The following is a 12,842-nucleotide window of genomic DNA, read 5'->3' on the forward strand; positions in this document are numbered from 1 at the left end:
TCCTGCCGCATCGTTTCGTCACTATGCTAGGCAAAACTTATGTGGAAATAAGGAGTTATGGGATGCTGATGAAATCTGCGCGTGCGGCCATTCTGGGGACTGCTCTTGCGATCTTGCCTGTCGTGATAACACCGGCAATGGCACAGGACAGTACCCTTGAACGGGTTGTGATCGCCCATCGCGGAGCATCGGGCTATCTGCCCGAACATACCCTTCCGGCAAAGGCGCTTGCCTATGGCATGGGGGCGGATTTCATCGAGCAGGACGTGGTGATGTCCAAGGATGGCGTGCCGGTTGTCCTGCATGACATCCATATCGATACCACGACCGACGTTGCCAAGAAGTTCCCCGACCGCAAACGTGAAGATGGCCGTTATTACGCGATTGATTTCACGCTGGAAGAACTCAAAAGTCTGAACGTTACCGAACGGTTCAAAGCCGATACCGGTGATCAGGTTTATCCCAACCGTTTCCCCGGCGAATATGCCATCTTCAAAATCCCGACCTTTGAAGAAGAAATCGCCATGATCAGGGGGCTTAACAAATCAACCGGGCGCGATGTCGGCATCTATCCGGAAATCAAGGACCCGGCATGGCACAAGTCCGAAGGACAGGATGTAACGGCCGCGGTCATCAAGATCATGGAACATTGGGGTTATGGCACGCCGGAATCCAATTCCTTTGTTCAGAGCTTCGACTGGGCCGAAACCAAGCGTATCCGGAATGATCTGAAATATCAGGGCAAGCTGGTTCAGTTGCTGGGTGAAAACAAATGGGGTGCGCCCGAAGGCACGGACTACGATTATCTGAAAACCGATGATGGTGTGGCCGAAATGGCAACTGTGGTGGATGGTCTTGGCCCTTGGTTGCCACAGGTCATCGAAGGGCTTAGTGCCGATGGCACGGCGATCATGACACCAACCCTGATCGCAGCCCAGCGTGCGCAGTTGAAAGTCCATCCCTATACCCTGCGGGCTGACCAGTTGCCGAAATGGGCGGGCGATATGGATATCGCGCTTAAGGCGATCTTTGACGATGCCGGGATTGATGGCATCTTTACCGACTTCCCCGATCAGGTTGTCGAATATCTGGCGGTGCGACCGCAGCAGGACTGATTAAGTTGGCGTGTCGCGGTCTGGAACAGTTCCGGGATGCGCGCGTTCTGATCCGGGTAGGTTAAGCGAAATAGACTGTTTCCAATCTGACTGTTTCCGTCAGGCGGCAGTCGCCGCATGCTGATGGCGACGGATTTTCAACTCAAGGAGGCAAAATTGGCCAAGGTTCTGGTTCTTTATTATTCGATGTACGGACATATCGAAACCATGGCAAATGCCGTGGCCGAAGGCGCACGTGGTGTTGCCGGTACGCATGTTGACGTTATGCGCGTTCCTGAAACCATGCCCGAAGATGTCGCCAAAGGTGCTGGTGCCAAGCTTGACCAGGTGGCTCCGGTGGCGAAAGTTGACGATCTTCCGGAATATGATGCGATCATCTTTGGCGTTCCGACCCGATTTGGCAATATGCCCGGCCAGATGCGCACCTTCCTTGATCAGACCGGTGGTTTGTGGGCCAAAGGCAAACTGATCGGCAAAATCGGTTCGGTCTTTACCTCGACCGGGACCCAGCATGGCGGTCAGGAAACCACGATTGTCACGACCCATACGACGTTGCTTCATCATGGTATGGTGATTGTCGGTGTGCCCTATAGCTGTTCGGGGCTGACCAATATGGACGAAATTACAGGTGGTTCGCCCTATGGTGCGGGAACGCTTGCCGGGGCGGATGGTTCGCGCACGCCTTCGACCAACGAGCTTGATATTGCAAAATTCCAGGGCAAACACGTTGCCGAACTGGCGGCAAAGCTGGCTGGGTAATCATTGATTGCGTTCGATATCAGGGTCGTGCGGGTTATCTGCGCGGCCCCGATACATTGAGAGGCACGAACATTTGCTATGATGTTCGTGCCTTTTTGATTGATTGGGGTGTTATGGGAAACAATTCGATGCTTGATTGGCCATTGTTTCGCGACAGTTTTCTGCCAGATTGAGGGATATGAAGTTTCACAGATCGCAGCCCGATAGATTCCCGGCTGCTGACAGGAGGACCTGATGTCTGAACAGGGCAAAAAACCGCGCGGTGTTGCGCGCGTACTTCGCGCGATGGACACATCCGACGGGGCAGGCGTATCGCTGAAGCGGTCCGTCGGATCGCCGCAGCTTGATATGCTTGATCCGTTTCTGATGCTCGATTCCATTTCAACCGACAATGCTGACGAATATATTGCCGGTTTCCCCGAACACCCGCATCGTGGTTTTGAAACCGTGACCTATATGGTCGAAGGTGCCATGCGTCATAAGGACAGCATGGGTAATGAAGGTGTTCTGCGTTCGGGTGGTGTGCAGTGGATGACCGCCGGCAGCGGGATTTTGCATTCCGAAAGCCCGGAACAGGAAAACGGTCTTTTGCAGGGGTTCCAGCTTTGGATCAATCTGCCGGCCAAGGACAAGATGGTTACCCCGCGTTACCAGAATATTGAAGGCCGCGACGTTGCCCAATTCAGCCCCGAAGACGGTGTTGATCTGCGCCTTGTCGCCGGTAAATTCATGGACAAAACCGGCCCGGTTAACGGGATTGCCACCAAACCGGTCTTTATTGATGCCAAACTGGCGGCTGGTCGCGAGGTGACCCTGCCGGTGCCTGAAGGCCACGCGGCCATGGTTTATGTCTTTATCGGGGATGCGATTGTTGCCGATAAAGCCGTCACAACACATCATCTGGCCGTGCTTGACGACGGTGACAGCATCACCCTTACAGGCGGGCCCGAAGGCGGGCGGATGCTTCTGATTGCGGCCCGTCCGCTGCACGAACCGGTTGTTCGCTATGGCCCGTTCGTCATGAGCAGCAAACAGGAACTGATGCAGGCCTTCGACGATTATCAGCGTGGCCGGTTTGTCCGTGCGGCGGCTGTTTCCTGAAAAAGACATTCATAAAGTTCCAGAAACCCCGTCAAACTTTTGGCGGGGTTTTTCTTTTGCGGGTATCGGGCGATATTGTGATGTGGGCAGGTTCGAAGTCTTGCACGGCTTGAAAGAAATACCTGCGCCCCTAACCTATAAGATGCAGGGGGCAGTAATGCCCTGCGGAGTGGGTCGGGAATGAAAAAACAATGGGTCATGATGCTGGTGTTGACCGCGTCGCTGATGATGGCGACGCAGGCAAAAGCCGATCATGTCCGGATCGTGACCGGGGATTACTTTGCCCCCTTTACCGGTCGTGATCTGCCCGATGGTGGTATCATGACCGAGATTGTCCGCCGCGCATTCGAGATTGCCGGATATGATCATGCTGAAATTATCTGGCGGTCCTGGCGTCAGGGCTATGACATGACGGTAAGGGGCGAGGTTGAAGGCACTTTCCCTTATGCTTATACCCCGTTCCGGGCGCGCTCGGTCCTGTTCTCCGAACCGGTTGCCAGCCTGCCAGCGTTTGGCTGGTATGCGAAATCTCGCCAGAATTTTGAAACCATCGATGATTTGAATGGTGCGGCACTTTGCCTGCCGCTGGGGTATGCCGAACTGGGCAGGACAAGCCAGATGCTTGCAACCGGGCGGGCAACCCGCCATGCACCGCCCGATTATGCGTACCTGTTTCAAACTTCTGGGAGCCGGGCGGGTCGATATTGTCGTGGCCCCGCGCTCGGAAGCACGCGATTCCATGCGGGCGGCCGGGTTGGAACTGGATCATTTCGGGCATATTGAAGAACCGCTTTCGACCATGCCGCTGCATTTCGTGGTCGGCCTGAACCATCCCAGGGCAGGCAAGATCATGCAGGATTTCAACACAGCCCTCAAGGAACTGGACGAAAGCGGCGAACTGGCTCGGTTGCTGAACCGCGCGCAATACTGATCACCTGAACGGATCGAAAGATCCGCCAGAGTCATGATTTTCCGGCAACATCATCCTCGACAATCCAGCCTTTTTCAGTGCGGCATGCGGTTTTTATCTGGCTGCTGGTGCGGTTGTGCGCGCTCAGGGATTGGCGATAGGTGCGGCACCAAGCGCCCTTGTCGGTTTGCACCGTTTTAAGCGGGGTAACTGCAATCGTAATGTTACCTTTGCTGGTCATGGTTTTACCTGAAAGCGTATCTTCCAGTGTTGCCTGAACCAATGCTGCAAGGCGTTTGCGATCTGCTGCCGGGATTTTCGTCGGTGCCGGGCCAAAGGTAATCAGTTCCTCACTGTGGTCCTGACCCGATTTCCAGTTGCGTTCGCGTTTGACGTAATAACCAATTTCGGGTGCGTACCACCATTTCGTGGTTTGCATCCACCATTGCTGCCAGTAACGTGCACATTCAACGATATAGGTATCAAAGGTCCCGGCTTCGACCGTCACGGTTTCCGTTGCGGGTACGCTGCAGGTCAGCCATTGCTGATATTGATCGGGCTTGCCGGTTTCGGGATCGATATTTTCCGACATAGTATAAATCCGGACCTGCTTGTCAAATGACAGCGGCCAAATGCTTTCTGATCCGTCGCGAAGGGATGCCGTGCCGGATCGTTTTTGACCTTCCTTATCGGTATAGGACCATTCAAGATTAGGCAGGGTAAAATCGTTCGTCGTGACGAAACTGTAATCGCCGTCGCCATTCCAGAAGACTTTTTCCCCGGACGTTTTGGTCACGTACACCGCCCGGCCACTGTCAAAGACAAAAGCATCCCCGGTTCCGAATTTCGGCAAATTCGCCGATCCCATATCCGGACCATCATTGGTCCGTTCTGTGGCATAGGCGGACATGCCGTCATTGAGTTCATTCAGGGATTGGGAAAAACTGTTGAGTGTATTGGTCACCTGACAGCCAGCGGTTGCGGCCATCGCCAGAAAAGGAAAAATCGCCATCGCATATCGCGGAGCGGTCAAGCAGCACATCGATCCTGATCCTCGTGTTCTTTTTATCAAGCGTTCTTTTGATTTGGGCCTGTTGACCATAAGAGCGTTGCGACCTGAAAGTGGTCGCAACGTACATTGTTGATTAGAGCTTCTGTTCTGGCGCCTTGGTCAGGTTTTCCATATCCATAGCGCCCGGTATCAGCCGATAAACTGTTTCCCAAACGCCGGAACCGGTTCGGCAGGCACGGCCGAAGAAGGCATTGGCTTCGGTGGCGGCTGACGGGAAGGTCACCTGATATTCACGGCAATACAAGCCGTTCTGCTGGAAGGTTCGCAACGGTTCGATCAGGGTTTCGCTTTCACCAATATCGGTTTTGCGAAGTGATACCTTGCGGATCGTACCGCTTAGCGTGTTTTCCAGCGTTTCATTGATCTGAGCATCCAGAACCGGGTTATTGACCGGTGAATATTCCGCAAGCTGCGCATTGGTGCCAGACATTACGCCATTCGGCGCAATATTTTGCGAAAACCAGCTACCCCCAACAAAGGCCAGAAGGACTGCAGCCGCCGCACCGATGCCGGTAAAAATGGCTGTGCGCGTATTGGAGTTTGCCGCTTTCGGGATTGCAAGAGACGGCGCATCATTGGTTATGGATGGTACCGTTGCGGATTGCCCGTCAAGGATACCGGCGATCCGTTTTGACAGGTCGGGATATACCGTATCGCTCAAAAGGCGTTCGGACTGGCTGCGCAACATAACCGACTGTCCGGCAATGACTTCGAATTGCCGTCGCATCCTCGGGCAATTGCCGATCCGGTCTTCCACCTTGCGGCAATCCGTCGGACCAAGCTCACCATCGACATAGGCAGACAGCAAGGCATAATCCTGTTCTGACAAACTATTACTCATGATGATCCTCGCTGAATGTCTTCATCGTCATTTTCGGTGCCGTCCTCGTCATGAAGACCGGCCAGATAGGTGCGTGCACGGGCCACCCGACTCATCACCGTTCCGTGCGGAATATCCAGAATGCCGCCAGCCTCGCGATAGGTGTAACCCTCAAACAAAACCAGTGTCAGGGCAGCGCGCTGTTCTTCGGACAGGCTTCCAAGCGCCTTTTGAAGGAACATGCGGTCTGTGCCACCATGACCATGCGAGGGCATGGTGATCTCACGCGCGTCCTCAAACGAAATCACGACACCACGGCGTTGCTCGCGCCGCTTTTCGTCAATCCAGCTAGTCTGGACAATCCGGAACATCCAGCTGTCCAGACGTGTGCCGCGTTCATACTGATCAATCCGCTCGACCGCTTTAATATAGGCGGTCTGAACGAGATCCTCTGCTGCGGTGGCATCACGGGTCAGCGATCTTGCAAATCGCATGATGCGGGGCAGCAATTCTGTCATTTCTGCGCGTATTGCCGGTTCCAAACCGAACTCCCGACCGTGATCATCTTTTTAAATCTGGTGTCTTGTTATGCAGATAACGCGCGCGAACGTCTGTTTCTTCCATCACAGTTCAAAAAATCTGAAAAAAGTTCAATCAGTGGGATGAAAATGGAAAGCCTGCGCGTTGTCCTTGCAAATCACCGGATGAAATCATCCACAAGATTGGACCTCATAGGTGGGGACGAAAAAATGAAAAGCGGTAAAAAAACAATCATGCGTAACCGCATCTGCACGGCCGCCCTTCTAGGTGTTGGCACCTTTGCCTTGATCGGCGCGCCGGTATCGATTGATTTCGGCAAGCTGGACTTCTCGGCCAAAACCGCAATTGCCCAGGGAAATGGTAATGGCGGCGGCAACGGGAATGGTGGTGGAAACGGTGGCGGTAACGGAAACGGCGGGGGTAATGGGAACGCTGGCGGCAACGGCGGCGGGAATGGTGGTGGAAACGGCAATGGCAATGGTGCTGGCGGCGATGGCGGGCCTGGCGGTCCCGATGGCCCGGGCAACAGCAGCAATGCCGGTGGTAACGGAAACGGCAATGGTAAAAATGCTGATGCTTCCGATGGCCCGGGCAATAGTGCCGCCGCAAAATCTAAAGCACAGGACCTCGGCCTGCAGTCGAAAGGTAAAGCCTTCGGACGCAGCGGGCTGGGCCCGGCGGGAGTAGAGGGTGAGGATGTAGAACGCGGCATGCCGCCGGGTATCGGGCGTGCTCCCGGGCTGGCTGGCGCACTTCCGCCGGGAATTCAACGGGTCTTTGGGGCTCCGACCGGGCCGGATATCGACCCGGACATTGAACAGGACATTATTGTTCATGGCTGGAAAGAACTGACCCGCCCGGATGACGATGTCGATACTCCGGACAACGGTGAACCTGATCCGGGTGACACCGGGGATGCTGGCGATACCGGTGATACCGGAGATTCGGGAGACGATACAGGTGATACCGGCGACACCGGTGACAGTGGCGGCGACACGGACGATACCACTGATACCGGTGATACAGGTGGCGACGATACAACAACCGACGCAACCTGACCTCAAAAGCAGCTGATCCTGCTTTCTGCTGTACGTTCTTTGGTTGGGACACGCAGCAAACTTATCCCCGCTGGTCCCCTCCGGCGGGGCTTTTTTTGTCATCCCAACCGTGCTGATCTCAGGCAAAACAAAACCCCGCCAGCTCGCACCGGCGGGGTTTCATCATTCAGGGAAGGTGCCGGGCAATCAACCCATGGCAACTTTCAGGCCTTCGTCAAGTTTGTCGAGGAACTGCGTGGTGGTCAGCCATTTCTGGTTCGGACCGATCAGCAGCGCCAGATCCTTGGTCATGAAGCCAGCTTCGACAGTGTCGACACAGACTTTTTCAAGGGTTTCGGCAAATTTCACGACGTCCGGGGTGGCATCGAACTCGCCACGGTACTTAAGGCCCTGCGTCCAGGCAAAGATCGACGCAATCGGGTTGGTCGAGGTTTCTTTGCCCTGCTGGTGCTGGCGATAGTGGCGGGTGACGGTGCCGTGGGCTGCTTCTGCTTCTACGGTCTGCCCATCCGGCGTCATCAGAACCGAGGTCATCAGACCAAGCGAGCCAAAGCCCTGTGCCACGGTGTCAGACTGAACGTCGCCGTCATAGTTCTTACAAGCCCAGACGAAACCACCATTCCATTTCATCGCACATGCAACCATGTCGTCGATCAGGCGGTGTTCATAGGTGATGCCAGCAGCTTTGAACTTGTCGGCAAATTCGTTCTGGAAGACTTCCTCGAACAGATCCTTGAAGCGGCCGTCATAGGCTTTCATGATCGTGTTCTTGGTCGACAGGTAAACCGGCCAGCCAAGAGCAAGGCCATAGTTCATGCAGGCGCGTGCGAAACCGATGATGCTGTCATCAAGGTTGTACATCGACATGGCAACGCCCGAAGACGGGAAGTCGAAGACTTCGTGTTCGATGGGCTCGCCGCCGTCTGCCGGCTGGAACTTGATGGTCAGTTTGCCTGCACCCGGAACCTTGAAGTCGGTCGCACGGTACTGATCACCAAAAGCATGACGACCGATGACAATCGGCTGGGTCCAGCCCGGAACCAGACGCGGAACGTTCGAGCAGATGATCGGCTGGCGGAAAACGGTACCGCCGATGATGTTGCGGATGGTGCCGTTCGGCGACTTCCACATTTTCTTCAGGCCGAATTCCTCGACGCGCTGCTCGTCCGGCGTGATGGTCGCGCATTTGACGCCAACACGATGTTCCTTGATGGCATTTGCCGCATCAATGGTGATCTGGTCGTTGGTTTCGTCACGTTTCTGAACCGACAGATCGTAATATTTAAGATCGATGTCGAGATACGGCAGGATAAGTTTGGTTTTAATGAAGTCCCAGATGATCCGGGTCATTTCGTCGCCGTCGAGCTCGACGACGGGATTCTTCACTTGAATCTTGCTCATGGAATACTCCCTTTCTGGCCGCGGCCAGGGTACAGCGCGGCTGCCATTTGACATTTCATCCGGCGCGCGAGGGAGCGCCCTGGCCGCGTCGGGAGAGCGCAACATACAGGATGAAATCAGAAAATCAAAGAGGGCGGCGCAACATCCTTGTTAAGACTTTCGCGCAAGGCCGAAATTGCTGGGTTTTTGTGCCTTGGCCGATGTTGATGCTGCCCTAGAAAACGCTGGTTTGCCCGATATTTACACCATTCCCTGAATTAGTGCGCATCCCACGGGCAGGGGACATGGCATGTGACGGCATATGATCCTGATCAAAGAAAAAGGTTATGGAATGGGTCAAACTCGCATTTGTCGGGTTCAGGGGGAAGACTCCGGCACCGTCAAACCGGAACCAAATGGGGGCTTCCATGAACCTGCCTTATGAAACCAACATCATCATCGCGCTCTGCATTGTCGGCTTCTGCCTTTTGGGCGTCGGATACAGCTTCCGCGACCGGGGATGGGGCCTTGCGCTTGTCTGGATCGGGGTGATCACGATGATGGGGCCGATTGCCTATCGCCTGCTGGTCATGTTCTGAGCCGGAAGTCGTTCGGTGCGCAGGCTTATGCCTGCGCCGGGGTTTTCTGGTCAACCGTGGCCGGGTCTATTCCGTATCCGCGCAAGAACATATCGACCGCCGCAATTACATGGGCGTGCAAATCCTTTGCGTGTGGTTCCCAGCCGACATAGGTCATCTGTCGGAAATCGTAATCGGCCTTAAGCAGGCTTGTGAAAAACACGGCGGCCTGTTTCGGATCGCTTTTGGGGAAGTTGCCTTCTTCCATCTGGCGTTCGAAGTAGGATGTGATGATCCGGCGGCCGCTCATCAAGCCGCTTTCATAAAACACCTTGCCCAGATGCAGGAACCGCGGAACTTCGGACAGGAACAGCCGCATATAGCGAATGGTTTCCGGCGTGGTCAGAAGCGTCATCAGCGTTTCGCCAAAATGGATCAGGGCCGCCCGCAGCGGCATCTGTGACAATTCCAGATCGGCCATGACAGCAACCACACGTCCCGTGCAATTGCGAATCACCGCTTCAAATACGCCGTCCTTGTTGCCGAACAATTCGTAAATTGTTCGCCGGGAGCCGCCAGCTTCGGCGGTGATCATTTCAAGTGTCGTGCCCGAAAGGCCATGTTCGCAAAAAAGTTCACGGGCCGCATCAATCAGGGCTTCGCGACGTTTCAGGGTTCTCGGGTCGATATTTCGCGTTTCGGACAAGCAACTGTTCCAATTCTGCACTTGACGTTTGGTACTGTTTGGTACCATAAGGGTTCAAATGGTACTGATCAATACCAAAAGGATCAAACGGACGATGAGTGTGAAAAAAGTCATACTGCCCCTGATCGCTGCGGCGATTATCGGTGGCGGTGGGTATTACGGGTTCTACTGGGTGACTGAAGGTCAGTACCACGAAACGACCGACAATGCCTATTTACAGGCTGACGAAGTCGCGATTTCGCCAAAGGTTTCGGGATATGTCGGCGACCTTCGGGTTGCCGAAAACCAGCCTGTGCGCAAGGGCGAACTGATGTTGTCCATCAAGGACGAAGATTATCGTGCCGAACTGAAACAGGCCGAGGCCGCCCTTGATGCGCGCCGTGCCGCGGTTCAGACCATGGACGAGCAGATCACCCTTCAGATGGCCGCCATCGATCAGGCGGCGGCCAATGTCCGCATTGCGAAGGTCGAACTTGATCGCACGTCCGAGGATTATACGCGTTACGAGGATCTGGTGAAAAAGGGGGCGGCCAGCCGCCAGAAATTCGATTACGCCAAGGCCGACCGTCAAACAGCACAGGCACAGGTGGCTGCTGCCAATGCGACCCTTGCGGTCGAGCAGGGGCGGATCGGCGTTCTGCGTGCGCAGAAGGTCGAAGCCGAACGCGCCGTATCACAGGCAGAGGCCGCGCGCGATATCGCGCAGCAGGCCCTTGATGACACGCGCATCTACGCACCCTTTGACGGTGTGATTGGTAATCGGTCGGTTCAGACCGGCGCACTGGTTCAGCCCGGCGAACAGTTGCTCGTGCTTGTGCCGCTTCCGGGGGTTTATGTTGTGGCCAATTTCAAGGAAACCCAGATCGGCCATATGGCACCGGGCCAGAAGGTCCGGATAGAAGTCGATGCCTTTCCCAATGCTGATATCACCGGCCGGATCGAAAGCTTTGCCCCTGCCACCGGCGCGCAGTTCAGTTTGCTGCCGCCCGAAAATGCCACCGGCAACTTCACCAAAATCACCCAGCGTGTCCCGGTGCGTATTGCCCTTGATAACAGTGACCTTGCCAAGGCCCTACGCCCGGGCCTGTCGGTTGTTGTGAATGTCGATGTGCGTGATGGTGACGGTGCTGAGCATGCGGCGGGTTCCGGCCTTGCCAGTGTTGTAACGCCGACCCCGGAACTCTCGGAGCGCAACTGAAATGAGCAGTGCCGCCACCAGCCCCGGTTCCATAGCCTTTCCCGATGATCCGGTGCAGCATGTCGATACCACCAAGTTTATTGGCTGGGTTGCGATGGTGGTTGGCATGTTTCTGGCGATCCTTGACATCCAGATCGTCGCAAGCTCGCTTGAAAACATTCAGGCCGGTCTGTCAGCAAGCCCCGATGAAATCGGCTGGGTCCAGACCAGTTACCTGATTGCCGAAGTCGTCATGATCCCGCTTTCGGGTTTCCTGTCACGCCTGATCTCAACCCGCTGGCTTTTTGTTGCCTCTGCAATCGGTTTTACGATTTTCAGCATCGCCTCGGCCTGTGCCTGGTCAATCGAAAGCATGATCTGGTTCCGTGCCGCGCAGGGTTTCCTTGGCGGGGCGATGATCCCGACCGTGTTTGCCACGACCTATATCATTTTCCCGGCGGATAAACGTAATACCGCCTCGGTGATGATTGGTCTGATTGCCACTATGGCGCCGACTGTGGGGCCGACTTTGGGCGGTTATCTGACGCAGTCATTTTCGTGGCACTGGCTGTTTCTGATCAATGTTGTGCCGGGCATGCTGATCGCGCTTGTCGTCGCGGTAACGCTTGATGTTGATCGTGGCGATCGGTCGCTGCTCCGTGGCTTTGATCTGCGCGGATTGCTTGCGATGGCAGCCTTTCTCGGCAGTCTGGAATATGTGCTGGACGAGGGCCCAAAAGATGACTGGTTTGATGAACGCGCCATTGTTTATGGTGCCGTGATCTGCGTGATTTCGGGACTCTACTTCTTCCGGCGGATGTTCACCTATGATCATCCGATTGTCGATCTGCGCTCGTTCAGGGATCGCAACTTTGCCATGGGCTGTATCTTCAGTTTCACCCTTGGCATCGGGCTTTATGGCAGTGTCTATATCCTGCCGCTGTTGCTAAGCCGTGTGCGCGGCTATGACAGTCTGGAAATCGGCACCATCATGGCGGTCACCGGCATTTGCCAGTTCATTTCTGCCCCGATTGCCGGGAAACTGACGGCCAGATTGCCTGCGCGTGTCGTGCTGGGCTTTGGTCTGGCGTTGTTTGCGGTGGGGGTTGCCCTGAACGGTTTTCAGAACAGTCAGGTATCGTTTCACGAACTGATCCTGCCGCAGGCTGTGCGTGGTTTTGCCCTGATGTTCTGCATGCTGCCGATCACCAATCTGGCACTTGGCACCTTGCCACCGGAAAAGATCAAAAACGCCAGCGGCCTTTATAACCTGATGCGCAACCTTGGCGGGGCAATTGGCTTGGCTGCGATCAACACCATGCTTGATAAACGCACCGACCTGCATTTCGCCCATCTGGCCGAACATATCAATACATCAAGCACGGCGTTTCAGAACTATCTGGAGACCATGACAGCACGATATAGCGCGCTGGGCCTTCCTGATCCGCAGGCTAGTGCGATGAAATCCATCGTCAATATCGTCACGCGCGAAGCCAGTATGATTTCGTTCAACGACGTGCAGCTTGCCATGGCCGGCATCTTCATTCTGGCTTTGCTGCTTCTGCCGCTCGCACGTCCGGCAGGATCGGGCAAACCATCCGTCGACGCACACTGAAAACAGGATAT

The 12,842-nt window shown here is 55.2% G+C and carries 14 protein-coding genes; 9 read left to right on the forward strand and 5 right to left on the reverse strand.

All coding sequences use genetic code 11. The features are described 5' to 3' along the window. Positions 1–62: 62 nt before the first annotated feature. From glpQ to TH3_RS23015, 5 genes are all read left to right on the forward strand, one after another. Positions 63–1,115 (forward strand): glycerophosphodiester phosphodiesterase, encoded by a 1,053-nt coding sequence (gene glpQ, locus TH3_RS04150; RefSeq protein ID WP_007090545.1) that lies wholly within the window; start codon positions 63–65, stop codon positions 1,113–1,115. 156 nt (positions 1,116–1,271) lie between these two features. Continuing rightward, positions 1,272–1,874, forward strand: coding sequence for an NAD(P)H:quinone oxidoreductase (gene wrbA / locus TH3_RS04155; RefSeq protein WP_007090544.1), 603 nt, complete (start codon positions 1,272–1,274; stop codon positions 1,872–1,874). A gap of 234 nt (positions 1,875–2,108) precedes the next feature. Beyond that, a complete protein-coding gene (locus TH3_RS04160; RefSeq protein ID WP_007090543.1) occupies positions 2,109–2,975 on the forward strand; it encodes a pirin family protein in 867 nt (288 codons plus the stop codon). Between the two features lie 180 nt (positions 2,976–3,155). Next, positions 3,156–3,758, forward strand: a complete 603-nt coding sequence (locus tag TH3_RS22250) for a substrate-binding periplasmic protein (RefSeq protein WP_007090542.1) — start codon at positions 3,156–3,158, stop codon at positions 3,756–3,758. Continuing rightward, positions 3,730–3,906 carry a hypothetical protein gene (locus tag TH3_RS23015; RefSeq protein WP_167710547.1) on the forward strand — a complete coding sequence of 59 codons (177 nt, stop codon included), beginning with the start codon at positions 3,730–3,732 and terminating at the stop codon, positions 3,904–3,906. Before TH3_RS22250 ends, TH3_RS23015 begins: the two co-directional genes overlap by 29 nt. 31 nt (positions 3,907–3,937) lie before the next feature. On the opposite strand, the gene TH3_RS04175 is transcribed toward TH3_RS23015, so the two are convergent. The 3 genes from TH3_RS04175 to TH3_RS04185 form a co-directional block, all read right to left on the reverse strand. Then, on the reverse strand, positions 3,938–4,897 hold the full coding sequence (locus TH3_RS04175; protein ID WP_040059546.1) for a hypothetical protein: 960 nt from the start codon (positions 4,895–4,897) through the stop codon (positions 3,938–3,940). A 133-nt stretch (positions 4,898–5,030) separates the two neighbouring features. Next, positions 5,031–5,798 (reverse strand): hypothetical protein, encoded by a 768-nt coding sequence (locus TH3_RS04180; RefSeq protein ID WP_007090539.1) that lies wholly within the window; start codon positions 5,796–5,798, stop codon positions 5,031–5,033. Continuing rightward, positions 5,795–6,295, reverse strand: a complete 501-nt coding sequence (locus TH3_RS04185) for an RNA polymerase sigma factor (RefSeq protein ID WP_040059548.1) — start codon at positions 6,293–6,295, stop codon at positions 5,795–5,797. Before TH3_RS04185 ends, TH3_RS04180 begins: the two co-directional genes overlap by 4 nt. 231 nt (positions 6,296–6,526) lie before the next feature. Here TH3_RS04185 and TH3_RS22255 point away from each other — a divergent pair, with 231 nt between their 5' ends. Then, positions 6,527–7,375: a hypothetical protein gene (locus TH3_RS22255; RefSeq protein ID WP_139328249.1), complete on the forward strand. Its 849-nt coding sequence runs from the start codon at positions 6,527–6,529 to the stop codon at positions 7,373–7,375. A 186-nt stretch (positions 7,376–7,561) separates the two neighbouring features. On the opposite strand, the gene TH3_RS04195 is transcribed toward TH3_RS22255, so the two are convergent. After that, positions 7,562–8,776 (reverse strand): NADP-dependent isocitrate dehydrogenase, encoded by a 1,215-nt coding sequence (locus TH3_RS04195; protein WP_007090536.1) that lies wholly within the window; start codon positions 8,774–8,776, stop codon positions 7,562–7,564. A 407-nt stretch (positions 8,777–9,183) separates the two neighbouring features. On the opposite strand from TH3_RS04195, the gene TH3_RS23020 reads away from it, so the two are divergent. After that, positions 9,184–9,354 (forward strand): hypothetical protein, encoded by a 171-nt coding sequence (locus tag TH3_RS23020; RefSeq protein ID WP_167710548.1) that lies wholly within the window; start codon positions 9,184–9,186, stop codon positions 9,352–9,354. Between the two features lie 25 nt (positions 9,355–9,379). On the opposite strand, the gene TH3_RS04205 is transcribed toward TH3_RS23020, so the two are convergent. Next, positions 9,380–10,039, reverse strand: a complete 660-nt coding sequence (locus TH3_RS04205) for a TetR/AcrR family transcriptional regulator (protein ID WP_007090534.1) — start codon at positions 10,037–10,039, stop codon at positions 9,380–9,382. A 94-nt stretch (positions 10,040–10,133) separates the two neighbouring features. Here TH3_RS04205 and TH3_RS04210 point away from each other — a divergent pair, with 94 nt between their 5' ends. Both TH3_RS04210 and TH3_RS04215 read left to right on the forward strand, forming a co-directional pair. Beyond that, positions 10,134–11,237, forward strand: coding sequence for an HlyD family secretion protein (locus tag TH3_RS04210; RefSeq protein ID WP_040060528.1), 1,104 nt, complete (start codon positions 10,134–10,136; stop codon positions 11,235–11,237). A 1-nt stretch (position 11,238) separates the two neighbouring features. After that, on the forward strand, positions 11,239–12,831 hold the full coding sequence (locus TH3_RS04215) for a DHA2 family efflux MFS transporter permease subunit (RefSeq protein WP_007090532.1): 1,593 nt from the start codon (positions 11,239–11,241) through the stop codon (positions 12,829–12,831). Positions 12,832–12,842 lie beyond the last annotated feature (11 nt).

The sequence above is a fragment of the Thalassospira xiamenensis M-5 = DSM 17429 genome, from assembly GCF_000300235.2.
Lineage (GTDB): Bacteria > Pseudomonadota > Alphaproteobacteria > Rhodospirillales > Thalassospiraceae > Thalassospira > Thalassospira xiamenensis.